Source organism: Variovorax sp. MPBD4-3, assembly GCF_058809745.1.
The window spans coordinates 1-24987 of the sequence record NZ_JBXASW010000079.1; the positions used below are offsets into that span (position 1 = coordinate 1).

Annotated in this window: 23 protein-coding genes; 9 read left to right on the top strand and 14 right to left on the bottom strand. The window is 66.7% G+C overall.

Translation table 11 applies throughout. From position 1 onward, the window contains the following. Together AC1RVW_RS27955 and AC1RVW_RS27960 are read left to right on the top strand one after the other, a co-directional pair. On the top strand, positions 1–395 hold a 395-nt coding region (locus AC1RVW_RS27955), incomplete at its 5' end, for a RidA family protein (protein WP_493203851.1). 5 nt (positions 396–400) lie between these two features. Beyond that, complete coding sequence (locus tag AC1RVW_RS27960) at positions 401–982, top strand: nucleotidyltransferase family protein (RefSeq protein WP_493203853.1); 582 nt, start codon at positions 401–403, stop codon at positions 980–982. On the opposite strand, the gene AC1RVW_RS27965 is transcribed toward AC1RVW_RS27960, so the two are convergent. Both AC1RVW_RS27965 and AC1RVW_RS27970 read right to left on the bottom strand, forming a co-directional pair. Continuing rightward, positions 954–1958, bottom strand: coding sequence for a hypothetical protein (locus AC1RVW_RS27965; RefSeq protein WP_493203855.1), 1005 nt, complete (start codon positions 1956–1958; stop codon positions 954–956). The genes AC1RVW_RS27960 and AC1RVW_RS27965 overlap by 29 nt on opposite strands. Further along, the gene (locus tag AC1RVW_RS27970; RefSeq protein ID WP_493203857.1) at positions 1955–2782 is read right to left on the bottom strand and encodes a hypothetical protein; all 828 of its coding nucleotides are present in this window, start codon (positions 2780–2782) and stop codon (positions 1955–1957) included. The genes AC1RVW_RS27965 and AC1RVW_RS27970 overlap by 4 nt, the downstream gene beginning before the upstream one ends. Positions 2783–3014: 232 nt before the next feature. On the opposite strand from AC1RVW_RS27970, the gene AC1RVW_RS27975 reads away from it, so the two are divergent. Further along, positions 3015–4025, top strand: a complete 1011-nt coding sequence (locus tag AC1RVW_RS27975) for a CbrC family protein (RefSeq protein WP_493203859.1) — start codon at positions 3015–3017, stop codon at positions 4023–4025. Positions 4026–4041: 16 nt separating this feature from the next. Here the strand turns inward: AC1RVW_RS27975 and AC1RVW_RS27980 are convergent, their stop codons facing one another. From AC1RVW_RS27980 to AC1RVW_RS28020, 9 genes are read right to left on the bottom strand one after another with little or no spacing between them, the layout of a single operon-like run. Further along, positions 4042–4803, bottom strand: coding sequence for an SDR family NAD(P)-dependent oxidoreductase (locus AC1RVW_RS27980; RefSeq protein WP_493203861.1), 762 nt, complete (start codon positions 4801–4803; stop codon positions 4042–4044). A 49-nt stretch (positions 4804–4852) separates the two neighbouring features. Continuing rightward, on the bottom strand, positions 4853–5767 hold the full coding sequence (locus AC1RVW_RS27985) for a LysR family transcriptional regulator (RefSeq protein WP_106933957.1): 915 nt from the start codon (positions 5765–5767) through the stop codon (positions 4853–4855). Positions 5768–5794: 27 nt separating this feature from the next. Then, a complete protein-coding gene (gene fdxA / locus AC1RVW_RS27990) occupies positions 5795–6130 on the bottom strand; it encodes a ferredoxin (protein WP_285409730.1) in 336 nt (111 codons plus the stop codon). Between the two features lie 28 nt (positions 6131–6158). Continuing rightward, entirely contained in the window at positions 6159–6935 is a 777-nt protein-coding gene (locus tag AC1RVW_RS27995) for an enoyl-CoA hydratase-related protein (protein ID WP_285409728.1), read from the bottom strand. Beyond that, on the bottom strand, positions 6932–8101 hold the full coding sequence (locus tag AC1RVW_RS28000; protein ID WP_493203864.1) for a CaiB/BaiF CoA transferase family protein: 1170 nt from the start codon (positions 8099–8101) through the stop codon (positions 6932–6934). The genes AC1RVW_RS27995 and AC1RVW_RS28000 overlap by 4 nt, the downstream gene beginning before the upstream one ends. Further along, complete coding sequence (locus AC1RVW_RS28005; RefSeq protein ID WP_106933954.1) at positions 8098–9480, bottom strand: FAD-dependent oxidoreductase; 1383 nt, start codon at positions 9478–9480, stop codon at positions 8098–8100. Before AC1RVW_RS28005 ends, AC1RVW_RS28000 begins: the two co-directional genes overlap by 4 nt. A gap of 52 nt (positions 9481–9532) precedes the next feature. Then, positions 9533–10396: an ABC transporter permease gene (locus AC1RVW_RS28010; RefSeq protein ID WP_493203866.1), complete on the bottom strand. Its 864-nt coding sequence runs from the start codon at positions 10394–10396 to the stop codon at positions 9533–9535. A gap of 10 nt (positions 10397–10406) precedes the next feature. Continuing rightward, positions 10407–11189, bottom strand: a complete 783-nt coding sequence (locus tag AC1RVW_RS28015; protein ID WP_493203868.1) for an ABC transporter ATP-binding protein — start codon at positions 11187–11189, stop codon at positions 10407–10409. A 6-nt stretch (positions 11190–11195) separates the two neighbouring features. Then, entirely contained in the window at positions 11196–12227 is a 1032-nt protein-coding gene (locus AC1RVW_RS28020) for an ABC transporter substrate-binding protein (protein ID WP_081267183.1), read from the bottom strand. A 470-nt stretch (positions 12228–12697) separates the two neighbouring features. Here AC1RVW_RS28020 and AC1RVW_RS28025 point away from each other — a divergent pair, with 470 nt between their 5' ends. From AC1RVW_RS28025 to AC1RVW_RS28040, 4 genes are read left to right on the top strand one after another with little or no spacing between them, the layout of a single operon-like run. Then, positions 12698–15448: a type VI secretion system Vgr family protein gene (locus tag AC1RVW_RS28025; protein ID WP_493203870.1), complete on the top strand. Its 2751-nt coding sequence runs from the start codon at positions 12698–12700 to the stop codon at positions 15446–15448. 16 nt (positions 15449–15464) lie between these two features. After that, the gene (locus tag AC1RVW_RS28030) at positions 15465–17279 is read left to right on the top strand and encodes a LysM peptidoglycan-binding domain-containing protein (RefSeq protein WP_493203872.1); all 1815 of its coding nucleotides are present in this window, start codon (positions 15465–15467) and stop codon (positions 17277–17279) included. A 4-nt stretch (positions 17280–17283) separates the two neighbouring features. Continuing rightward, a complete protein-coding gene (locus AC1RVW_RS28035) occupies positions 17284–17829 on the top strand; it encodes a hypothetical protein (RefSeq protein ID WP_493203874.1) in 546 nt (181 codons plus the stop codon). Between the two features lie 58 nt (positions 17830–17887). Further along, positions 17888–19711, top strand: coding sequence for an ATP-binding response regulator (locus AC1RVW_RS28040; protein WP_493203876.1), 1824 nt, complete (start codon positions 17888–17890; stop codon positions 19709–19711). A 12-nt stretch (positions 19712–19723) separates the two neighbouring features. Here the strand turns inward: AC1RVW_RS28040 and AC1RVW_RS28045 are convergent, their stop codons facing one another. From AC1RVW_RS28045 to AC1RVW_RS28055, 3 genes are all read right to left on the bottom strand, one after another. Further along, positions 19724–20299 carry a hypothetical protein gene (locus AC1RVW_RS28045; protein WP_493203878.1) on the bottom strand — a complete coding sequence of 192 codons (576 nt, stop codon included), beginning with the start codon at positions 20297–20299 and terminating at the stop codon, positions 19724–19726. A gap of 92 nt (positions 20300–20391) precedes the next feature. Beyond that, positions 20392–21039, bottom strand: a complete 648-nt coding sequence (locus AC1RVW_RS28050; RefSeq protein WP_493203880.1) for a response regulator transcription factor — start codon at positions 21037–21039, stop codon at positions 20392–20394. A 53-nt stretch (positions 21040–21092) separates the two neighbouring features. Then, the gene (locus AC1RVW_RS28055; RefSeq protein WP_493203882.1) at positions 21093–21581 is read right to left on the bottom strand and encodes a MarR family winged helix-turn-helix transcriptional regulator; all 489 of its coding nucleotides are present in this window, start codon (positions 21579–21581) and stop codon (positions 21093–21095) included. A 46-nt stretch (positions 21582–21627) separates the two neighbouring features. Here AC1RVW_RS28055 and AC1RVW_RS28060 point away from each other — a divergent pair, with 46 nt between their 5' ends. After that, a complete protein-coding gene (locus tag AC1RVW_RS28060) occupies positions 21628–23133 on the top strand; it encodes an FAD-dependent oxidoreductase (protein ID WP_493203884.1) in 1506 nt (501 codons plus the stop codon). A gap of 102 nt (positions 23134–23235) precedes the next feature. After that, positions 23236–24888, top strand: coding sequence for a GMC family oxidoreductase (locus tag AC1RVW_RS28065; RefSeq protein WP_493203886.1), 1653 nt, complete (start codon positions 23236–23238; stop codon positions 24886–24888). Positions 24889–24987 lie beyond the last annotated feature (99 nt).

Here is a 24987-nt window from a genome sequence, read left to right on the forward strand (position 1 = left end):
CCGCCTACGTGCCCTTCGTGCAGACCGGCAACCTCGTGTTCCTCTCGGGCCACATCTCCAAGAAGGACGGCAAGGTCTGGGCCGGCCAGCTGGGCGCCAGCATCGGCACCGAGGAAGGCAAGCAGGCCGCACGCGCCATCGCCATCGACCTGCTGGGCACGCTGCACGCCGCCGTGGGCGACCTGAACAAGGTCAAGCGCATCGTCAAGGTGATGAGCCTCGTGAACTCGGTCGGCACCTTCACCGAACAGCATCTCGTGACCAACGGCGCGAGCGAGTTCTTCGCCGAAGTCTTCGGCCCCGAAAAGGGCGCGCATGCACGCAGCGCCTTCGGCGTGGCGCAGATCCCGATGGGCGCCTGCGTGGAAATCGAACTGATCGCCGAGATCGGCTGATCGCCTTGGCGCTGACGCCCGGCGGCCTCATCGCGCAAGCGATGCGGGACCCCGTCAATGCGGCGCTCGCAAAACGCCTCCCCGGCCTCGGCCTGAAACAGGGCTTTCTCACCGCCGGCTGCCTGTTCCAGGCCACCTGGAACCACACTGCCGGCCGGCCGCCGGGCTGGGGCGTGAAGGACTACGACGTCTTCTACTTCGACGACAGCGACCTGTCATGGGAGGCTGAAGACGCCGTCATCCGCCGCGTGCACGAAGCCGTCACCGACCTGGGCGCGACCGTCGAGGTCAAGAACCAGGCGCGCGTGCACCTCTGGTACGAACAGCGCTTCAAGGCGCCGTATCCGCGCCTGCAGTCCGCGCGCGACGGCATCGACCGCTACCTCATCGCCTGCACCCGCGTGGGCATGGACCTGGCCGACGGCTCGCTCTACGCGCCCGACGGGCTCGATGACCTGGCCGCCGGCATCCTGCGCATGAATCCGCTGCTGCCGATGCCGGAGATGTTCAACGCGAAGGCGCGCGACTACCAGTCGCGCTGGCCCTGGCTGCGCATCGCTACTTGCGCTTCCAGCTCGACACCGTGATGAACACGCCGGTTTCCTTCGCATCGCGCAGCCGCACGGTGTAGCGGCCCGCGCCGTCGGTGCCGCTGAACACGGCCTCGCGCTCGCTGTTGCCGGCTTCCAGGGTCGCGCCCTTGGCCAGTTCGCGGTAGGTGGCGACCAGGTCGTCGAATGCCGCGTAGCTGCGCAGCGTCACCTCGGCATCGGGCCAGCGGGCGCCCTTGAGCTCGGCGTTCTCGCGGTCGGTGTACATCGGCTTGCCGGCCAGCCCCTTGGGTATCACGATCTTGCCGGCGCTGGCGGTGCTGTTCACTTCCCCCGCCTGCACGAGCAGCGGCTTCAACGAAGCCGGAAAACCCGCCGGGAGCTCCGCATCGCGCCAGCCCGGCGCCGTCGGCTGGCCCGCGATGTATTCGACGGTGGCGATCTTCTGCGCGGCCGCTGCTTCGGCGGGGTCATCGCTCTCGGCCATGAGCGCGTGGTACGAAGGCAGTGTCCTGGCCCATGCGATCAGCGGCTCGGCATCCGACGGCCTGGCGTCGGCGGGATGGAAGATCGTCAGCACGGCCTGGGGGTCGGGGTTGCACACCTTGGGCTCGTCGCGCTTGGTGGAATCGCGGCAGTGGCCGTTGACCAGGCCGATCGCCAGCAGGCGACCTTCGCCGTCGAGCAGCAGCGCGGAGCGCTCCTCGCCGTGGCCTTCGCCGCTCACCGACGCGATCACCGTGCGCCCGTCGGGCCACACGGTGCGCGTGACGTCGAAGCGCGAGCGCATGCCGTCCAGCACCTGCGCCGCGATGAGCCTGTCGCCATCGGTGTAGCTGCCGCGCGCATAGCCGACCATGGCAGTCACGGCGCTGCGGATCTTGGGTTGTTCGCTGAGCTTCAGCCGGGGCGGAGGCAGTTCGGTCGTGACGGGCGCCGCGTGCACGGAGGCGCCGAGCGTGCAGGCGAGCAGCAGCGAGGCCAGTGCCTTCCCTGGAAACAGCGCGCTCATTCGGCGATCTCGATTTCGATGTTGGTGATGGCCGGCATGTCGCGCGGCACCTTGGCGTTGACGGAAAAGGCGGTGCCCTTGAGGCTGCCGAGCACGTAGCCTGAACGCTCGTCCGCTTCAGACTGCATGCCCTCGAGCGGCGGCGACAGCTTCTTGTAGAAGTCGAGCACCTGCGCCACGGTGTCGACGGTCTGCAGGCGCAGCACGCGCCTGGCCTTCGCGTCGCTCAGGGCGTCCTGGCCGGTGTAGTGCAGCACAGCCCTCGGATACAGCGGCACGGCCTGCGAAAAGCCCTTCGGTCGTGCGACCGGCCGGGCCTTGGTGTGCGCGGCGTCCATGGTCGTGTACTCGGTCTTCTCGAACTTCTCTTCCTTGCCGGAGTCCAGGTCTTCCTTCGGCACCGTGCGGCTCCAGTCGACCAGCGGCTGCGCCTGTGCGCGATCGATGCCGGGGCGCAGGAAGATCGACAGCACCGCGTGCTGGTCGTCGCGGCAACCGGTGGACGACGACTTCACACCGCATTCGCGGTGCGCCAGCGCGGCGGCGAGCACTTCGCCGCTGCTGTCGTCCACCAGCAGGGCCGAGCGCTCGCTGCCGCCGTTGGGCAAGCGGTACGACGACAGCAGGCGCTTGCCGTCCGGCAGCGCCTGCTGCTGCCGGTGGCGCCGCGATGCCAGTCCCGCGATCAGCTGTTCTGCCAGCAGGCCTTCAGGCCAGTAATACGAGCCGGAGGCCAGGCCGGCGAAGTCGGTCACGGCGCGGTCGAGCGCGGGAACCTGGGAAGCTTGCGTCGCCCGCTCGGACTCGGCTTCGGGCACGCGCACGAGCTGAGGCGTGGATGCGGCGCAGACGGTGGCAGCGGACAGGGTAAGAAAAAAGGAAGAAAGAGCGAGTCGGAATCTGGAAGGCATCAAAAGGAAAAAAACGAGAGGAGGAGCGTTGCGCTCCGGGCGAGCCGCATGCAGCCGCAAGAAGAAATGCGAGGACGATTCTAGAAGGCGTTCGAAGGGCCGCGCGGTGTTCGGCATACTGCAACCCGGTCCTTCATTCGTCTCCATGAATCGACACACTCAGCCCCCACCCGCACCCGAAAGCGCACTGCGCGCGCTCGAAGAAAAACTGGGCGCCGCCCTGCCCCCGATCCTGCGAGGCTGCTATGCCACGTCCAACGGCGGCAGCTTCGGCGATCCGCGCAAACGCGATGCCGAGTGGCAGCTGCATCCGGTCTTCGACGCCAGCGACCGCAAGCAGATGAAGCGCACCGCCGAAGATGTTCTCCACTACACACGGCTCGCGCTGCAGGACGCGCGCTTTCCGCGCGACGGCATCAGCATTGCGCACGACTACTCGATGTACCGCCAGCTCTTCGTGCGCCGCGACCCCGCGAGCGGCAACATCGCCGACGACATCCTGCTGTTCGACGTGCACACCGGTGAATTTTCTGCGCCGTATGCCTGTGACCTGCAGGCGGCCATCGACCAGGCCCGCGTGCCGGAGGCAGTGCAGCCCGACCCCTCGCGTGCGCTGCCCGTGTTCCGCTACTACGCCGATCCGTTCGAATCGGGCGTGATGCGCACGTCCGGCGAAACCTGCCAGTGCTGCGGCCAGGCCACCGGCTACATCTACGACGGCAGCTTCTACGCCATCGGCGACGAATCGCACTTCTGCCCGTGGTGCATCGCCGACGGCTCGGCCGCGGCGAAGTTCGACGGCGAATTCAACGACGCGGCCGGCGTGGGCATGGGCGAGGTCGATCTGCCCATGCGCGTCATCGAAGAAGTGTCGCAACGCACGCCCAGTTTCTTCAGCTGGCAGCAGGAGCGATGGTGGGCGCACTGCAACGACGCCGGCCGCTTCCTCGGCGAGATCGAGCACGTCGACCGCGCGCTGCTGGCGTCGGAGCCGGCCGCCGACTTCGTGCGCGAGACCTGCGACGACGCGCACCTCGATGCCGGCGAAGGCTGGCAATGGCTGCTCGACACGCCCTCGCGCGAACGCAGCTTCGCGGTGTTCGTGTTCGGCTGCCTGCACTGCGGCAAGCTGGGCGGCTACGTCGACCTGAGCTGAGCGGCGCGCACGGCCGTCAGGGCATCACCTGCCCGCCGTTGACCTCGATGACCTGCCCGGTCACATAACCGCTGGCCGCCTCGCTCGCCAGGAACAGGAAGGCGCCGACGCACTCTTGGGCCGTGCCCAGCCGCCCCATGGGAATGGCATTGGCAAAGTTCTTCAGCACCTCGGGGCTCGAATGCCCGTCGTGAAAAGGCGTCTCGATCACGCCCGGCGCCACCGCATTGACGCGGATCTTCTCCTTCACCAGTTCCTTGGCCATGGTGCGCGTGATGGTCGACACGAAGCCCTTGCACGCCGCGTAGAGCCCCGCGCCCGGCCCGCCGCCGGTGCGCGCGGCCTGCGTGGTCACGTTGATGATCGCGCCGCCGCCACCGGCGGCCATCAGCGGAATCACGCGGCGGCTCACCGCCACCACGGAGCGCGCGTTGAGGCGGAACACCGCGTCGATGTAGTCGTCGTCCGCATCGACGATGGGCGAGCGCTTCACGAAGCCGCCCGCGTTGTTGACCAGCACGTCGATGCGGCCGAACTCGGCATGCACCGTCTTCACCATGCGGTCGACGGCGGCGGTGTCGGTCACGTCGGCCTGCACCAGCAGCGCGCGCCCGCCGGCGGCCTCGATGTCGCGCGCCACGTTGCGCGCCTCGTCTGCGCTGCCCCGGTAGTGCACCGCCACCCGCGCGCCGGCCTGCCCCAGCGCGCGCGCCACCGCCGCGCCGATGCCCGTGCTCGCGCCCGTGACCAGTACCGCCTTGTCCTTCAGATCGTTCATGTCGTCGTGTCTCCTTGGGTTGAAAAACGGGCGCACCCGCCACCCGCGTTCACACGGCGGCGGCTGCGATCTCCAGCTGGGTCAGCCGGCGCGCCATGCGGCCGACGAAGTTCTGCGTCACGTGCGGCAGCACCCGCTGCGACGGCACCACGATGCCGACCTGCAGCTGGTCGAGCGCCGGCAGCTCGAAGGGCCGCCAGATCAGGTCGCCGCGCTTGAGGTCTTCGATGAAGGCGATCTTCGAGAAGCACGAAATGCCCTTGCCGGCCATGATCAGCCGCTTGAGCATGGGCGTCGAATTGCAGGTGGCGGCCGGCTCCATGTCGTCCCAGAACGCGGCGAACTCGGGCGACAGCGCGGCGCTGATGACCGGGTGCGAGCTGGATCGCAGGAACGGATAGCGCGCGCACTCCTTCAGCGACACGCGCGCATGGTTGGCCAGCGGATGGCCAGGCGGCATCACCACGCCGATGGGCAGGTTGGCCAGCGCCACCGCCGCCACGCCGCCGGGCAGCCGGCTCACGAAGGTCATGCCCACGTCGACCTGGCCCGACATCACCATCTGGGGCACGTCCATCGGCTGCACCGCGGTGATGGTGTACGTGACGGCCGGGAACACCTGCAGGAAGTCTTCCACCGCCGAAGGCAGCAGCTCCTCGAAGAACGAGTCCATGGCGGCCACCTTCACGTGGCCGGTGCGCTCGCCCTTGAGCGCGTCGAGCTCGGTGCGCATCACCTGGTACTGGTGCAGCGTTTCCTGCGCGTGCTTGAGCAGGCGCTCGCCGGCCGCATTCAGGCGCAGGCCGTTGGGCATGCGGTCGAACAGCTCCACGCCCAGCTCGTCTTCCAGCTTGTGGATCTGCCGGTTGACCGCGCTCGCCGCGACGTAGAGCCGCTCCGAAGCCTTGCGCACCGAGCCGCAGCTCGCCACTTCGATGAAGTATTTGAGGATGCTGGCGTGCATCAGCCGGCCCTCCCTCGCGCGCAGGCCTCATCCGGCCGGCCTCGCGCGCTCCAGGGCGATGCCGGGGTGGTCGCAGGCCACCGGCCCGGTGTCGGCCGCCCCGCCGGGCGAGCCCAGCCCGCTGACGCCGGCCGCGAAGAACTCGCGGTTGATGGCCGTGAAATGTGCCATTTCGGGCGGCAGCCGAAGGTCTTCGTAGATCGCCTGCGTGGGGCAGGCGGACACGCAAATGCCGCAGTCGATGCATTCATCCGGGTGAATGTACAGAGTGCGCTCGCCTTCGTAGATGCAATCGACCGGACAGCACTTGACGCACGCGCCGTCCTTGATGTCGATGCAGGCGCCGGTGATGACGTGGGGCATGGCACGTACCTTCGCTGACGCGGCCGGCCTAGCGGCCCAGCCACTGCGGCTTGCGCTTCTGCTGGAAGGCCAGCACGCCCTCGTCGGCATCCTGCGACTGCAGTGCCGCCACCAGCGCCGGCAGCCGCACGCGGTGCGCCTCGGCCGGCGCCAGCGTGCCGGTGCGGCGCACCACCTGCTTGATGGCCTTGAGCGACAGCGGCGCGCATGCCAGCATCTGCTGCACCCAGCGGTTGACGGCCGTGTCGAGCTCGGCGCGCGGCACCACCTCGTTGACCAGGCCCATTTCCAGCGCGCGCTGCGCCTTCACGCGCTGGCCGGTGAGCATCATGCCCATGGCCTGGCGGTAGGGAATCTGGCGCTGCAGCAGCAGCATGCCGCCGTCCAGCGGGAGCCGTCCGACCAATGGCTCGGGCAGGCCGAAGCTGGCCTCCTCGCAGGCCACGACGATGTCGCAGCCCAGCACCATCTCGAAGCCGCCGCCCAGCGCGAGGCCGTTGACGCGCGCGATCACCGGCACGTCTAGCGTCTCGCGCAGCGCGATGCCGCCGAAGCCGCCTGGCCGCGCCGCCGCCCAGTAGTCCACGCCCTTGAGGTTGGAGGTGTTCTTCAGGTCGGCGCCCGCGCAGAACGAGCGCTCGCCCGCGCCGGTCAGCACCACGGCGCGGATGTCGCTGCGCGACTCGATGTCGCTCCAGATGCGCTGCAATTCGGCCTCGGTCGGCAGGTCGACCGCGTTGAGCACATCCGGCCGGTCGATGGTGACCGTGGCGACGTGGTCGATGACTTCGTAGAGCACGCTCATGCATCGGCCTCCTCGATCAGCGCGCGGGCCTCGGCCAGCACCTCGGCCGTGTGCTGCCCGAGCCTGGGCGGCGCGCGGCGCAGGCCGGCCCTGGCGCCCGACATGTGGATGGGGCTGGCAATGAACTTCAGCGGTCGACCCGACGGCGTGCCGCCCTCGAGGATCATCGCGTTGTGCAGCGTCTGCGGATCGACCAGCGCCTCGCGCATGTCGCGCACCGGGGCGGAGAGCAAGTCCTGCTCCTCGAGCTTCGCGAGCCAGTGCTCGCGTGTGTTGCTCGCAAATCGTTCGTGGAAGATCGCGTGCAGCGCCGCCTTGTTGGCGAACTGCGCCGACAGCGTGGCGTAGCGCGCGTCGAGCGACAGGTCTTCGATGCCCAGCGCGGTGCAGATGTCGCGCAGCGGGTTGGCCTTGAAAGCGCCCACCAGCACCAGCGGCCCGGTCTGCGTGTCGAACACGCCCGACAGCGGCATGGCGGCCCAGTTCACCTCGGAGTCTTCCATCATCACCATGGCCGCCTCCTGCATCTGCATGGCCAGCATGGAGTTGTAGAGCGACACCGAGATCTTCTGCCCTTCGCCCGTGCGCTCGCGCTGCAGCAGCGCCAGCAGGATGCCCTGCACCATGTGCATGCCGGCGGTGTAGTCGGCCAGCGCAGTCGGGTAGATCGACACCGGCACCGAGGCGTCGGCGCGCCGCGCCATCACGCCGGTGAGCGCCTGCGCCAGCACGTCCTGGCCGCCCTTGTGGGCATAGGGGCCGGTCTCGCCGAAGCCGGTGCCCACCGCGTAGATGATGCGCGGGTTGAGCCGCTTGCATTCCTCGTAGCCCAGGCCCAGCCGCTCCATCACGCCGGCGCGGAAGTTGTTGGTGACCACGTCGGCGCCGGCGATCAGCGCCTTCACCAGCTCCATCTGCGCCGCGTCGCGCAGGTCGATTTCCACGCTGCGCTTGTTGCGGTTGAGGCTGCAGAAGATCGGGTTGTCCTCGCCCGCCACCGGCGCGAAGGTCGAGCGGCTCAGGTCGCCCGCGCCCTTGCGCTCGACCTTGATCACGTCGGCGCCATGGTCGGCCAGCATCTGCGTGCAGACCGGGCCCATCATGACCTGCGTGAAGTCGATCACGCGGATGCCGTCCAGCGGCAGTGCATCGGCAGCGGTCGTCATGCGGCCTCCTTCGCGAAAGAACGGGCGATGGCCGGCACGTCGGCGTTCGGCCCCTTCTGGTCGCCGGGGTCGGCGCCCTGGGCGCGCAGCGTCTTCTGCAGCTTCGCGATGTCGACCTCGCGCACCGTCACGCCGGCGTTCAGGGCCAGCGCCGCGGCGGTGCCGGTGGCCTCGCCCATCGCCATGCAGGGCGGAATCTCGCGCGAGATCTTCTGCGCCGCCGAGGTGGCCGAGTAGTGGCGCCCGGCCACCAGCAGGTTCTCGACGCTGCGCGGCAGCAGCGTGCGGTAGGGGTAGTAGTAGTCGCGCCCGCGCGCCACGCTGTCCTCGAAGCGCGTGCGCTGGGCCACGTCTTCCTTGGTCATCACGTAGGCGCCTTCGAGCAGTCGGGTCTGGCGGATGCCGGTCTGCGGTGCCATGTCGATCAGCACGCACTTCGAGAAGCCCGGCAGATGGGCACGCACGAACTCGATCACCTTGTGGATGGTGGCGCGGCCCTGCACCTCGGCGCGGGTCAGGTCGCTCACCTTCAGGCCGTCGAGCCCCGGCATGTGCGGGCAGTTGCACCACACCACGCCCGGCAGCGGCGTCTTGAGCCACCATGCTTCCCAGGCGCCGCCGAGCATGTGCTTGATCTCGCGGTCCAGCGCCTGCCAGGCCGCGGGCTCCTCGCGCTCGAAGCGTTCGGCTTCTTCCGTGTCGACGCCGCCGAGGCGGAACACCGTCGTCACGATGTAGCTGCCGCTGATGTGCGGCGCACCGGCCGATGCCGCCACGTCGAGGTCGCCGGTGGTGTCGATCACCACCTTGCCCAGGATGGCTTCGCGCCCGCCCTTGGTTTCGCAGACCACGCCCCTGACCTTGCCGTCTTCCACCAGCGTGCGCGAGAACCACGAATGCAGCCGCAGGTCGATGCCGGCCTGCAGCACCATCTCCAGCGACGTGCGCTTCCACGCATCGGGGTCGAAGGCGGCGGCGAAGCAGATCGGGTGCGGCTTCTCCTTGCTGTGGAAGTCGTAGGTGCCCCAGCGCTTCCAGCGGCGCACCGATTCGGGCAGCGTGCCCCAGTCCTGCTGGCGCGGGTACTCGGCCAGGCCGAGCGCGGACATGCGCTCGATCATCTCCAGGCAGATGCCGCGCACCGAAATCTCCTGCTGGTGACTGTCCCACATGTCGTCCAGCACCAGCACCATGCCGCCCGAGGCCAGGCCGCCCAAGTGGTTGTAGCGCTCCAGCAGCGTCACGCTCGCACCGTTGCGTGCGGCGGCCAAAGCCGCAGCCTGCCCGGCGGGGCCGCCGCCGACCACCACCACGTCCGATTCGGCTGCCACGCGAACGTCGTGCGCGGGCTCCTGCATCCAGTCGCCAATACGGCTCATAGAAATCTCCTGTTGAAATGTCTGGTTGTGTTTTTGGAATGCGCCCGAACGGTCAGGGCGCGGCCTCCGGCTGCCAGCGGATGACCCAGCGTTCGGCCAGCGTCACGAGCAGGAAGAACAGGCCCGAGAGCGTTGCGCTCATCACGATCGCGGCGTAGAGCAGCGGCGAATCGAAGTTGAAGGTGGCCTGCAGAATCATGGCGCCGATGCCCACCGTGGCACCCACCCACTCGCCCACCACCGCGCCGATCACGCACATCGACGCCGCGATGCGCAGGGCCGAGAACAGGTAGGGCAACGCGTTCAGCAGGCGCAGGCGGAAGAAGATCTCGGTCTTGCTGGCCGACAGCACGCGCATCAGTTCCATCGCCTGCGGGTTGACCGACTCCAGCCCGCGCACCATGTTCACCAGCGTGGGGAAGAAGCACACCAGCGCGGCGATGGTGATCTTCGGCTCCACGCCGTTGCCCATGATGAGCACCAGCACCGGCGCCTTGGCCACCAGCGGCACGGCGTTGAACATCAGCACCACCGGAAAGAAGATGTCCTGCAGCGTCTTGTTGTGCACGAAGACCGTCGCAACGGCGATGGCCGCGAGATTGCCCAGCAAGAAGCCGCCGGCCGCCTCGAAAGCCGTGGGCAGCAGGTTGTCGAGCAGCACGTCGCGCTTGGCGTACAGCGTTTCCAGCACGGCCCACGGCGTGGGCGCAATGAAGGGCTTGACGCCGAACGCGACGATCACCAGCCACCACAGGGCGATGAGCCCAACGATGCCCAGCGCCGGCAGGATGCGGCGGCGCCAGATGCGCTTCTGCCGGGCGGCGGCCCAGACGAGGTATTCAGGATCGGCCGAGGGCGGCGCGCCGATGGCGCCCGGCGCCCCAGGCACGGTCGTATCGATGGAACGGGTATTCATGGCTTCGGCCTCAGCAGGTTTCCAGCACGCGCCGCAGGTGGCTCGTGAGTCGGACGAACTCGGGGGTCTCGCGCACTTCGAGCGTGCGTTCGGCGGGCAGCTCCACCGGCACGATCTCGCGCACGCGGCCGGGGTTGGCGGCCAGCATCAGCACGCGCTGGCCGAGGAAGGCCGCCTCGTGGATGCTGTGGGTGACGAAGAGGATGGTCACGCCGGTCTCGCGCCAAACGCGCAGGATCTCTTCGTTGAGCCTGTCGCGCGTGATCTCGTCGAGCGCGCCGAAGGGCTCGTCCATCAGCAGGATCTTGGGGTCGCTGGCCAGCGCGCGCGCAATCGACACGCGCTGCCGCTGGCCGCCCGACATCTCGTGCGGAAAAGCGTTCAGGCGGTCCTTCAGGCCCACCAGTTCGAGCAGCTCCCGCGGCGAGCGGCGGCCCTTGCGGCTTGCGCCGCCACCCACCTGCAGCGGCAGTTCCACGTTCTGCAGCGCGGTGCGCCAGGGCAACAGCGCCGCATCCTGGAACACGAAGCCGATGTCGCGGTTCTTGCGCGCGGCCTGCGGCGTGGAAGACAGCACCTCGATGCGGCCCTTGCTCGGCTGCAGCAGGTCGGCCACCACGCGCAGGAAGGTCGACTTGCCGCAGCCCGAGGGGCCCAGCAGCGTGAGGAACTCGCCCTGCGCCACGTCGAGGTCCAGGCTCTTGATGGCGGTGACGTCGCGGCGCTCGGTGAAGAAGCGCACGCCGATGTCGCGGCAGGCGATGGCGGGCGGTGTACTGAGAACGGCGGCCATGGCGCGTCAGCCCTTCATGGCGCGCGCGGCGGCGGTGGCCTTGAGCGCGTCGAGCGAGATCACGTCTTCCACCTTCGGCGTGCGCGCGGTGAACTGGCCCAGCTCCGCGTAGGTGTTGATCTGCTCCTGCCACACGGCCGGGTCCATCGCGCCCCAGCCCTGCGTCTGCGCGAGGCCGCCGAAGGCGTATTCGAGCATCGCGTCGACCGCCACGCGCTCGTCCTCGCGCTTGAGATTCGGGTACTCCTTCACCAGCATGTCGACCGACGCATCGCGGTTGGCGCGCACGTAATGCCAGCCCTTGGCGGTGGCGCGCAGGAAGGCCTCGATGACCTTGGGCTGCGTCTCCAGCGTCTTGGTCGATGCGTAGTAAGGCAGCGCATAGAGGCGCACGCCCGCATCCCACTGCGTGAGCGAGGCGATGTCGGGGCCCAGCACCTTGATGGCGGTGGTGTTGGTGAGCCAGCCCGTCACCACGTCGACCTGGCCGGTGAGCAGCGGCGACATGTCGGCGCCGATGGAGACCACCTTGACGTCTTTCTCGGCGATCTTGTTCTTGGCCAGCAGCGCGCGCAGAAGAATGGCCGCCGTCGAAGGTATGCCCACGCGCTTGCCGATCAGGTCGGCCGGCTTGCGCACCGGGTTCCTGGCGAGCGAGAAGTAGGTGTAGGGGTGCTTCTGCGCGCCCACCGCGAAGCACTTGATCGGCAGGCCCTGCGACACCGCCAGCATGATCGACGGGCTCGACGACACCTGCCCCACCTCGTAGCGGCCCGAGGCGATGATGGCCACGCCGTCGATGTTCGGGCCGCCGGGCTGGATCGCGAAGTCGATGCCTTCCTGCTCGTAGAAGCCCATGCGCTTGGCGACCACTTCGCCGATCTGGTTGCCGCCGACGATCCAGCCCAGCTGCATGTTGATGCGCGCCTTGCCCTGAGCGAAGGCGTCGACAGAGAGCAGTCCGCCGGCGGAGAGCCCGCCCGCGATGAGCGACGTCTTGAGAAGGCTGCGGCGACCCGGGTCGCGGAGGTTGGCCATGTCGGATTCCTTTTCTTCGATGCGATGAGGTGAAGTCGTTCGGCTCTTGTGTGCCGCCTTGCGATGCGGACGAAGGCATGTGAGGCAGCGAGGCGAATGCTAGGAGTGCGGTGCGCGCGCACCAAGCACCGTTTTTCGCAACGGGCGAACTAAAAAATAGTTCCCCTCGCGCGCGCCCAGCGACATTGCGGTGCATGCGGCACGAGCGCATGCACCAGCTTCGGGAAAACCATGAGCACGCGACACGTCTTGCCGCCCCGCGCACATTCGGCTCACACAGATTGCCAATGCTTGCAGGCGCACACAGGCACGTGTACTCATTCACGAATCCGCGGCGTATCTCGCAACGGGCACCGGGGAAACCCCGAGCGCTTTCATACTCCGCAAAAACCAATGGCCGATTGCGACTGAAGCGGCCGCGATATCAGGGAGGAACCACCAATGTCCATCTTCGATGGCCCGGCTTTGCCATGACGCGCCGGGTCACCATTCAAACGCCGTTGGGAGAGGCGCTCCAGTTTCACCGGCTGGCGGGGCGCGAGGCATTGAGCCGGCTCTACGACTTCGAAGTCGACCTGCTCGGCAACAGCAACGGCATCGACGCGAAGATGCTGCTCGGAAAGCCCTCCACCGTGGCGGTGCAGACCGAGAGCGGCGGCACGCGCTACCTGGGCGGCATCACCGCGTTCTTCGGGCTGGCCGCAGAGGACGCCCGCCAGAGCTTCTACCGCATGAGGCTGCGCCCGTGGCTGTGGCTCGCAACGCTTCGAAGCGACTTCCGCATCTTCCAGGACAAGTCGGTTCCCCACATCCTCGCCGAAGTGCTCGGCCGCTACGGCTATCCGGTGGAGCAAAGGCTCAGCCGCGAATACCGGGTGCGGGACTACTGCGTTCAGTACCACGAGAGCGATTTCTCGTATGTCTCTCGCCTGTGCGAACTGGAAGGCATCTGCTACTACTTCAGGCACGAGGCGCAGCGCCATGTTCTGGTGTTCGCCGACGACATCGCAGCCTCGCACGACCCGCTGCCGGGCGGCGAGACGGTGCGCTTTCATCCATCGGAGAAGGCGGGCATGACCGGCGGCAACCGCGCCAACCCGGGCGAGCGCATCTTCGAATGGAGGCCCGGTGAAGAAGTGCGCTCCGGCCTTCACTTCACCGACGACTACGACTTTCTCAAGCCCGCGGCCGATCTCTCGAGCCAGCGGCAAGCGCCAGCCGGGCACACGCACGACGACTTCGAATGCTACGAATGGCCCGGCGGCTACACGCAGCACGACGACGGCGAGATCCACACGCGCATTCGCACCGAAGAGCAGCTGAGCGAACGCTGCATTGCAAGCGGGCGCTCGAACAGGCGCGAACTGGCGCCGGGCCATGTCTTCGAACTCGCCAATCACCCGGGGGACGACCAGAACCGCAAGTACCTGCTGACCCGCGTCGAATACGAACTGCAGGAAAACATCCAGGCCAGCGAAGGCGCGGGTGCCGGCGAAGGTTCCGTCCAACGCTTTGCCTTCGAAGCACAACCTGCCGACCATGCATGGCGGCCCCGGCGCGTCACGCCGAGGCCTCGCACGCGCGGGCCGCAGACAGCCATCGTGGTCGGCCCGAAGAACGAAGAGACGTGGACCGATCGGCACGGCCGCATCAAGGTGCAGTTCCACTGGGATCGCCTTGGCGCGCGCAACGAGAACTCCAGCTGCTGGGTGCGCGTGTCGATGTCTTGGGCGGGCGACACCTTCGGCACGGCGGCGTTGCCCCGCGTCGGGCATGAGGTCGTCGTCGATTTCCTGAACGGCGACCCCGACTGCCCCATCGTCACCGGGCGCGTGTTCAACGCCACGAACATGCCTGCATGGCGCCTGCCCGACCAGGCGAACCTGTCAGGCATCCGCAGCCGCGAACTGCGTGCCGACGACGGCTCGGGCCGCGCAGGCGGCGCGCGCGGCAACCACCTGGCACTGGACGACCACCCCGGCAAGATCCAGGCGCAACTCAAGAGCGATCACCTCTGCAGCAGCCTGAGCCTTGGCCACATCGGGCGCATCGACGGCACGGAAGGCCGCGCGGATGACCGGGGCGAAGGCGCGGAACTGCGCACGGACGGCCATGCGTCGGTTCGCGCCGCCAAGGGACTGCTGCTCACCACCGAGGCGCGCCCCGATGCGCAAGCGCACATCACCGACCTCGGGGAGACCGTCGCCCGCCTGACGGCGGCGCGCGACCTGCACGAGCGCCAGAGCCGGACCGCGCAGGAGGCCAAGGCGCACGAAGCGGGCGACCAGGACGCGGTCACGCAAGCTCTCAAGGAACAGAACGACGCCATCAAGGGCGGCTCGCAACACGGCACGTTTCCCGAGCTCCGCGAGCCGCACCTCGTGCTCGCCAGCGCGGCCGGCATCCAGAGCACCGCGGTCGGCGCCACCCACATCGCCAGCATCACGCACAACGCACTGAGCAGCGGCGGCCACACCAGCATCAGCGCGGGCAGGAGCTTCCTGGTCAGCGTCAGGGAAGCCGCGCGCCTCTTCGCCCACAAGGCCATCCGCCTGACAGCCGCCACCGCCGGCATCGACATCGTCGCCCTGCAGAACAGCATCAACCTGCTGGCCAAGCTCGACATCAAGCAGGAGGCCGACCGGATCAGCATCACCGCCCGGGAAGAGATCGTGGTCAGCGGCGGCGGCAGCTTCACCAAGTGGAACCGCGCCGGCATCGTGCATGGCACCCAAGGTCTGTGGCGTGAACATGCGCGCACCCACAGCTACGCCGGCCCGATGGACATGGCCAAGCTCCAGCGAATGGAAGGCGTGAGCCTCGACGACAGGTACAGCGTGCGCTTCGCGCCGCTGGGCAGCGACGAAGTGTTCGGGCACATGGCCATGACCGGCCTGCCCTACCGGATCGTCGACGAGAAGCAGCAGACCAGGGCCGAAGGCGTCATCCCCGAGGACGGCCGGCTGCCCCGGATCGAATTCGACACGCCCGACGAGGCCGTGCTGATCGTGGGCGAGGAGGCCTGGGACTGGAGCGAGGTTCCGACGATCCGCACGCGTGACGACGACTCCGATGCGGCCGGGCCCGAGGAGAGCGACGGTCTGGACGACGACCCGCCGGATCTCGAGGGCTCGAAGTACGCACCTCTTGGCGGCATTGCGGGCCCCGACCACTTTCTTTCCGAGTCCTCCGTGCAGGCTTACCTGAACGGGCCGGCCTGAACAGCAAAAAACGACCATGCCCAAGCTGATATCCGCCACCTACCACCCCAACATCGAAGTCGCCGAGTTCATCTGCGAAGACGGCCGGCACCTGCTGCGCTCGGGCGGAACGCTGCCATGGCGCATCAACAACCCCGGGGACCTGACAGCCCGGATGGTGAACGGCCTGCCTGCGCCGAAAAAAGCGCGGGGCTACGTCGGGTTCGCCACCACCCGGTCGGGCAGGACATTCCTGATATTCCCCGACGAAGACGCGGGTCGAGCCGAGCTGAAGGCGAACCTGAAGCGCATGCACGGCGAACGGACCGTTCCGGAGGCCATTCCCGACTACGCGCCCAAGCACGAGAACAACACCGAGAAATACATCGACGACCTGCTCAGGACGAGCGGCATCCCGGCCAACAGGAAGATCAACGAATGCACCGGCGCCGAGATTGAAAAGATCGTCGACAGCATCGCGACGATCGAAGGCTTTCACGCACGGCCGGAAACCCGCAAGGAGACATGGGTGGCCGTGAGCAGGATCAATGCGACGGATGGCAGCCAGCCCCTGCCTGATGCGGAAATCATTCTGCAGAGGGAAAACGGCGAGGAGAGGTTGAAGTCGGATGCCACCGGGCGGTTTCCTCCGGTGATTCATCCGGCGGACAGCTCGACCGTGGCCGTCAAGGTGATCAGTCCCAAAGCCAAGGAGCCGGTGCAGATTGGATCTGTCGGCGGCGAGACGGGCAAGGATTTCAACCTGCTGGCGAAGTTCAGGAAATGGAAGGGCGTTGCGGGGTCGGAAAAGATCAATAGCTCGACGATGGCAAATGAAAAATCGATCCGGTACGTGGTCCAGCCCGGAGACAATCTTTCCAAGATTGCGAAGCTCTACCGCACCAGCACTGCCGCCATCAAAGCCAACAACAATTTAGACGGCGACAGAATTTACCCGGGTGAAGTGCTGTTGATCAGCGGGATCAGCAAGAAAAGTCCATCAGCAACAGCGCCCTCGGCTACCAAAAAATGGTCGTCGACAGCCCCGGCCCCCTTGCCGAAAACCTCCAGAGCATTGAATTCCCCGCCGCCAGCACCATTGCTCGGCCAGGGTGTTTCGGATTCGGTACGCTCCAAAGAAGGAGTCGGAAAGATTTTGGCATTGATCCATCCAATACCGGGCCGAGCACCATGGATGGCTATAGCGATTGCAGAAGCCAAGCTCAGATATGGACAGCGAGAGGAAGTGATTGAAAAGGAGATCGACTACCACGTTGAAGTGGGAGATGGATCCAGATCTCTTTCGAACATGGCGTGGTGCGCCGCCTTTGCCAACTGGTGCCTGTCGAAATCCGGCTATCCGGTAACTAACACCGGCTTTCGAGACCGCCGAGCCACTCTCGGCCGTGCTCACGGCTTCTACGAAATGGACGAAAAAGAAAAGATAAGGAACCCCTTGTTCGTGGAATTGGATAAGCCAATATACGGAGCCATTGCGGTTGCTACATACAGAAGCGGGCACGGATACCACGTAGGCTTCGCGTATGGCAAGGAGGGGCCGGGAAACCTCATCCTGCTCGGAGGGAATCAGGACGACAAGATCAAGTTTTCCCCATTCAACATGTCGCTGCTACAAACTGTAGAAACCCATGGAAAGGATGGGAGAAAAATTAAAAAGACGGTCAAGCATTCCAAGTTTTTACGATACTTCGTACCGGTTTCCTACTTCAGCCAAGCCCAAAAAGATCTGGCGGAGCCCGGGCTGGATCAGCTAGATGTCGACGACTTGAATAAATTGATTGGCGTACCTCCCCGTGAGAAGGGCAAAGATCACAAAACAAAAACCAATTAAAGTTATGAATTCAAAACCCAAATCCAGCCACTGCGCTACGGCAGCATGGCTCATCTCGATCATGTTGTTCTTCTCCGTGAATTCCTTCGCGGGGAGCAGAAGCGATCACTTCGCAGCATGGATCAACCTTGAAACAACCGCGAATGGAAAGGCCGTTTCAAAAATAATCGACAGTTTCGCCAACAGCAATCGAATCGATTCGACCTGCAACATAGAATGGGAAAACAACGACTCTCTCCTATATCTGAACAGCCGCCAATTGAAAATTCCAACAGAATTAACAAGAAGAGTCTTCATCGAAAGAGACAACTCATCGTTCAAGGAGTTAAGCCTTATATTGCGATCTTTCAGAGACCCGGATGCCAATGTTCGCGACGGGCTGGATGGCCTGTTTTTCTATGATGAAGAAAATTCATTGCGCATGATGAGTTTCACCACGGGTCAACGAAAGATAAAAGTTTATCCTTCCATATTAAAGGCAAGCACCGACCCCAGAAAGATTGAACACGCTTTTTGCACTCTTCTTCCCCCGATTGTTCGAGCTCCGTAGTTTTCAACTGCGGAGATAGTCTCTTGGATTCGAAGTCCGATCTCCACGCCGACCGCGCATGACAGCCCCCTCCTCCCCGTCCGAATCCGAACGCATCTTCGAAGTCCAACTCTCCGTCCTCCTGCGCAGCTTCCCGTTCGCGCTGGCCGGCTCTGTCATCTCGGCCTGCGTGGTGGCGTACGTGATGCTGGCGGTCGTGCCGCGTACGCAGGTGGCCGCATGGATTTCGGCAACGCTGCTCGTCGCGGCCTTCCGGTTCGGCGCGATGCTGTATTACGCGCGGACGCGCAGCCGCCCTGGGGCGGGCGAGCGATGGCTGCGGCAGATGGTGTTCGGCAACATCGCGTCGGGCATCCTGTGGGGGTTGCCGTTCGCCTACTGGACCTTCTTCGTCCCGCTGGAGTACCAACTCTTTTTTCTCGTGATACTGCTCGGCCTGGGCACCGGCGCCACTTATTCGAACTACATGGTGCTGCCCGCCGTGTATGCGTTCGTCGTGCCGACTTTTGCGCCGACCTTCATCGCGCTAGCGGCGCAGCCTTCGGCGGTGAACCTGGCGCTGGTTTCCAGCGGCGCGGCCTATCTGGTGGCTACTGTCGCCTTCATCCATCGCATGAACCGCACGCATTTGAACGCGCTGCGGCTGGGCTATGAGAACCTGGCGCTGCTGCAGCAGGTGCGCCTTGAAAAGGAAGCCGCCGAACGCAGCGACCTGGAGAAGTCGCGCTTTCTCGCGGCGGCGAGCCACGACCTGCGGCAGCCGGTCCACGCGATGAGCCTTTTCCTGGGCCTGCTGGCAAACGAGCGGCTGTCGTCGCATGGCCGCTACCTGCTGGACAACATCACCAAGGCCAGTGCCGCGATGGGGCATCTGTTCGATGCCCTGCTCAATATCTCGCGGCTGGATGCGGGCGTGATCCATCCGCGCATCCAGGGTTTTTCGCTCGACCGGTTGCTCGACCAGATCCGCACCGAATACACGCCGCAGGCCCGGCAGAAGGGACTGGTGCTGAAAGTGCGGTCCTGCGCCGCCTTCGTGCGCTCGGACCCGATGCTGCTGGAGCGCATCCTGCGCAACCTGGTGAGCAACGCCATAGCGCACACGCCACACGGGCGCGTGCTGATCGGCTGCCGCAGGCGCGGCGGCGACGCGGTGCGCATCGAGGTCTGGGACACCGGCCCGGGCATTCCGCAGCACGAGCATGAACGCATCTTCTGGGAGTTCCATCAGCTGCGAAATCCCGAGCGCGACCGCGGCAAGGGGCTGGGCCTGGGCCTCGCCATCGTGCGGCGCACCGCCGCGCTGCTGGGGCACCCGCTGTCGCTGCACTCGGCCGAGGGCCGCGGCACGGTCTTCATGCTGAGCGTCGATGCGCAGCAACAGGCATCGGCGCCGGACATCACCGGTGCCGAGGGCGGCGTGACAGCCGCCACGCAAGCGCACGCGCACGCGCACGCGAAGCCGGCCACGGGGCAGCTGATCCTGGTGATCGACGACGACGCGCAGAACCGCGAAGGGCTGAGGCTGCTGCTCGAAAGCTGGGGGCATCGCGTGATCGCGGCCGCCGGGCCGGACGAACTGGTCGAGCAGATAGCCGAGGTACCCGGCAAGCCCGGGCTGATCGTGAGCGACTATCGCCTGCGCGATCACGAGACCGGCATCGAGGCCATCGACCGCTTGCACGAGGAATACAACGACTCTGCGATTCCCGCATTGCTGGTGAGCGGCGACACCGATCCTGCGCGCCTCATCGAGGCGGCCGCGCGTTCCATTCCGATCCTGCACAAGCCGGTGGAAGTGGATGCGCTGCGCGAGTGGGTGGACAGGCTGCTGCTCGCGGCCGACGGGAACGCCCGGCCTCGAGAGGCCGAGCCGGGTTGATGCTGTTCCTGCTCACGAAGATCTCGATGCACTTGGCGGGCGCGCCACGGCGCCGCGCCGCCGGCGAACGCCCGGGCTGGCGTGGAGCCAGCGCGAGCGAGGCGCACGGCCGGGGGATTCATCGGGTCGGGAATCTTCCTCACCATCGGCCTGTGGCCGTATCCGCCGCACGGCCAGTGCGCGAGTCCGCGAAGGCGTGCCGGTCGGTCGCTGGTGCTGCGGCATCTGGTGCCGCTCGAAGCGCAGCTCCTTCTGCTTCAGGTAGTGCATGAGCACATGCGAGACCATGTTGAGGCCGAAGGTGCCGAAGGCGGCCGGGAAAATATAGAGCGCGATCGACAGCGCCGACGAGAACACCAGGTCGTCGGCCAGCGACGGCGTGGCCCGGGCCATGGTGGCCAGAGCGCGCAGCAGGAAGATGTCCACGCCCGCCAGCAGGATCAGCAGAAGGCCGAAGCCCAGCACGGTGACCTTCGAGAACTCGCGCCGTACGAAGAGCATGATGAAGATGGCGGTGGGCAGCACCAGCGAGCAGAGCACCAGGCCCCAGAAGCGCATCTCCGTGAATACCGTTGCGTCCGAATGCATGAGGCCGGATTGAGCCACGTGCGGGGCGGCACAAGTTGTCTGCCGGGTGAACCGCGGGTAAAGGCGGCCGACGGAAAGGGGCGCCGCGCTGCCTAGCGTGGCTTGCCCAGCATGCCGGCGCGGCGCGCCACGATCGTGGCCTGCGTGCGGTTGGACACGCCGAGCGCCGCGAAGATCGCGGAGATGTGGGCCTTGACGGTCTTCTCGGAGGTCTCCAGCCGCTCTGCGATCTGCGCATTGCGCAGGCCCTCGCACAGCAGGTGCAGCACCTCGGTCTGCCGCGCGGTCAATTGGCTCAGGCTGTCGGTCGGCATCGACAGCACCGGCAGCGGCGAAGCGCCCTGTGGCGACACATGCACCACGTTCTGCTCGCCGCCGACCACACGGCGCAGCGCATCCAGCAACTGCCGGCTGTCGGCGGACTTGTGGACGAAGCCTTGCGCGCCGGCCTCGAGCGCGGTCTCCACGTCATGCGGATCTTCGGAGGCCGACAGCACCAGGATTCGCAGCCCGCCCCTGCGCCGGTGCAGTTGCTGCACCAGCGCGGCACCGCCAAGGTCGGGCAGGTAGTAGTCGGTCATGACGGCATCGAGCACGGGCAGCGCAGACAATGCCTGCAACGCTTCGCTGCCGGTGCTGGCGGTTTCGATGGTCATCGACGGCTGCGCCTCCCGCAACGCGAGGCGCAGGCCCTCGCGGAACATGGCGTGGTCGTCGATCAGCAGAATCGTGGAGGGCATCCGCCGATTCTGGCCGCAAGCCGATAGCAGTTCCGGCTCATCCCTGCGCGCAGTCACTTCCCGCCCGCGGGTGCGCCGTCGATGTCCGCCGCGAACTTCTGCAGCAGCCGCACCAGGTCCTCGAAATCCTGGGGCTCCCACTTGTCGAAGATGCCGCGCGCAAGCCGTTCGCGCGCCGCATCGACTGTATCGGTCATCGCCTTGCCTTTAGGCGTCACGACCGCCTCGCGCACGCGCCGGTCGTGCGCGCCGCCCTGGCGCTCGACCAAGCCCAGGCTCTCCAGCTTCGCGACCTGCCGGCTGACCGTCGTGTGGTCGCGCCCGGCACGGTCGGCGAGTTCGACCACGCCGATGGGCCCGACCCGTTCGATGCCCACCAGCAGCGGGAACAACGCGCGGTCGAGAGAAATGCCCGCTTCGCGCACCATCGCCTCGTCTCGCTGCGGACGGTTCATGACGCTCACCACGGTGAGCAACGCACCGTGCAACGCGCGCAGCTGCGCGGAGATATGTGCATCTTGCACATTTATTTTCTTTGGCATAGCATCCGCTCCTAATAGGTGCATATTACACACATCGGAGCTTGCTATGACCAAGGACTTTTCCACGGACGTACTCATTTGCGGCGCCGGCGCAGCCGGTCTCACGCTCGCCATCGACCTCGCGCGGCGGGGTGTTTCCTTCCGACTCATCGAGAAGATGGACGCGCCTTTCCAGGGCTCGCGCGGCAAGGGAATCCAGCCGCGAACGCAGGAAGTCTTCGAGGACATGGGCATCCTCGACCGGGTCGTTGCAGCCGGCGGCCTGTATCCGCCCTCGCGGGAATACCACCCCGACGGTAGCCATGTCGATTCGCCGGTGATGACGCATACGCCACCGACGCCAGCGGAGCCCTACGGCATTCCTTTGATGGTGCCGCAGTTCCTCACCGAAGGCGTGCTGCGCGAGCGGCTGGCCGAGCTCGGACACCGACCGGCATTCGGCTGCGAGCTTGTGGCGTTCGAGCAGAACGAAAGCGGCGTGACCGCGCGGCTGGCCAGTGCGGCAGGCGAAGAGACGCTTCGCGTGCGCTTTCTCGTCGGCGCCGACGGTGGCCGCAGCTTCGTGCGGCATGCGCTGGACATCGGCTTTCCTGGCAAGACGCTGGGCGTGCGCGCGGTGGTGGCCGATGTCGTGCTGTCCGGCCTGGAGCGCGAAGTCTGGCACCGTTTCAACGAGGGCTCGATGGATGCGCAGATGTCCCTCTGCCCACTCGCCGGAACGCAGCTGTTCCAGCTGCAGGCGCCGATACCGCTGGAAGGCGACATCGATCTTTCTGCGCAGGGCCTCTCTGCCATGGTTGCCGCGCGCACCGGCCGCAACGACATCCGGATCCACTCGGTCTCGTGGGCTTCGGCCTTTCAGATGAACGCTCGCCTGGCCGACCGCTACCGGGCAGGCAACGTGCTGCTGGTCGGCGACGCCGCGCACGTCCATCCACCAACGGGCGGCCAGGGACTGAACACCAGCGTGCAGGACGCCTGCAACCTCGGCTGGAAACTGGCGGCCGTTGCAGCTGGCGCTCCCAAGACCTTGCTCGACAGCTACGAGGAAGAGCGTCGCCCGGTTGCGGCGGAAGTGCTCGGGCTCTCCACGAAGCTGCTCGTCGATGCGAAGCGCGGCGACATGCGGCGCGGACGCGAGGTGCATCAGCTCGACCTGGGCTACCCCGGGTCGTCGCTGGCGATGGAGCAGCCGGAACGCGCCGGCAGCCGTCTGTGCGCGGGCGATCGCGCGCCCGATGCGCCGGTGCGCGGCGCCGCCGGACAACCGATGCGCCTGTTCCAGTTGTTCAAGGGTGCGCACTGGACCCTGCTGGGCTGGGAGACCGATCGCCGCGGCATCGCGCCACGATCGGGCCTGCACATTCATACCTTCGGCGACGCGGGCGAGTTGCACGACGACGGCGGCCACTTCCGCGAAGCCTACGAACCCATGCCCGGCGATTGGGTGCTGGTGCGCCCCGACGGCTATGTCGGCGCCATCGTGGCCTCGGCCCGCATCGAGGCACTGGAGGCCTATCTGCAGGCCGTTGGCCTGGGCCTGCCGCACTGAGGGAAAACGCCAAGCCCCGCCCCCGCGTTCATTCCTACAGTCGCATTCGTCCGCTCCACCGAGCGAGCGCAGGCGGCAAATAACAAAAGGAAGAGACACGCCATGGAATTCGACTACGTGATCGTGGGCGGCGGGTCCGGCGGCGCCACGCTGGCCGCGCGGCTCAGCGAGGACCCCGCCGTGCAGGTCTGCCTGATCGAGGCCGGCGGCGACGGCCGCGGCGTGCTGGTGCGGGCACCGGCCGGCGCGGCGGCCATGCTGTCGGGGCGCCCGCGCATCAACAACTACGCCTACCAGACCGTGCCGCAGCCGGGCCTGAACGGACGCCGCGGCTACCAGCCGCGCGGGCGCTGCCTCGGCGGCTCGAGCGCCATCAACGCCATGCTCTACGTGCGCGGCCACCCCGACGACTACGACGACTGGGAGCGCGCCGGCTGCGTGGGCTGGTCGTTCGACGACGTGCTGCCGTGGTTCAAGCATGCGGAGGGCAACCAGCGCGGCGAGAGCGCCATGCACGGCGCGCACGGCCCGCTGCAGGTGGCGGACCAGCAGTCGCCGCGCGAGATCACGGAGGCTTTCGTGCGCGCCGCCATGGAGTGCGGCATTCCACGCAACGACGACTTCAACGGCAGCGTGCAGGAAGGCGCCGGGCTCTACCAGGTCACGCAGTTCCATGGCGGCGACAGGAACGGCGAGCGCTGCTCGGCCGCTGCGGGCTACCTGCATCCGGTGATGAGCACGCGGCCCAACCTCACGGTACTGACCGGCACGCAGGCGCAGCGCGTGCTGCTCGACGGCCGGCGCGCCACCGGCGTCGAAGTGCGCCGGGGCGGCAACATCGAAACGCTCTCGGCGCGGCGCGAGGTGGTGCTGTGCGGCGGCGCGTTCAACTCGCCGCAGCTGCTGATGCTCTCGGGCATCGGCGACCCGCAGGAACTGCAGCGCCACGGCATCGCGGTGCGGCATGCGCTGCCGGGCGTGGGCCGCAATCTGCAGGACCATGTCGATTTCATCCTGTCCTATCGCACGAAGGCCAAGGGACTGCCCGGACTGGGGCCCGCGGGGCTCTTCAATTTCGTGAAGGCCATTCCGCAGTGGCGGCGCACGGGCAAGGGCCTGATCTCGACGCCCTTTGCCGAGGGCGGCGCTTTCATCAAGTCGTCACCCGAGCTGCGCCGGCCCGACCTGCAACTGCATTTTGTGATCAGCCTGGTGGACGACCATGCGCGCAAGCTGCACGGAGGCTTCGGCTTCTCGTGCCACGCATGCGTGCTGCGGCCCAACGGGCGTGGCGACGTGCGGCTGCACGACGCCGACCCGGCATCCGCGCCGCGCATCGACCCGCGCTTCCTGTCCGACGCGCAGGACGTGGCGCTGCTGCTGCAGGGCGTGAAGAAGATGCGCGAAATACTGCGCGCCCCTGCCCTCGCGCCCTACCGGCACAGCGAGCTCTACACCGCGAACGTGCAGACCGACGAAGAGCTGGAGCGGCACATCCGCGCGCGCGCCGACACCATCTATCACCCGGTGGGCACCTGCAAGATGGGCACCGACGCCATGGCCGTGGTCGACGCGAAGCTGCGCGTGCACGGCATCGCGAACCTGCGCGTGGTCGACGCCTCGGTGATGCCGACGCTGATAGGCGGGAACACGAACGCGCCGACGATCATGATTGCCGAGCGTGCGGCTGACTGGATGCGGGGGCCGATCACTTTTGACCGTGCTGTGCAGGATGCGCGTTCTTTGACTGTGTGAGGTTTTTACTGGGCGCTGTTCGTTCGGGGTGCGTGCACAGGCCACCGGGTACTCCCCTCCGCGAATGTCCCCCGGGCTTCGCCCTCCTCCTTTATTTCG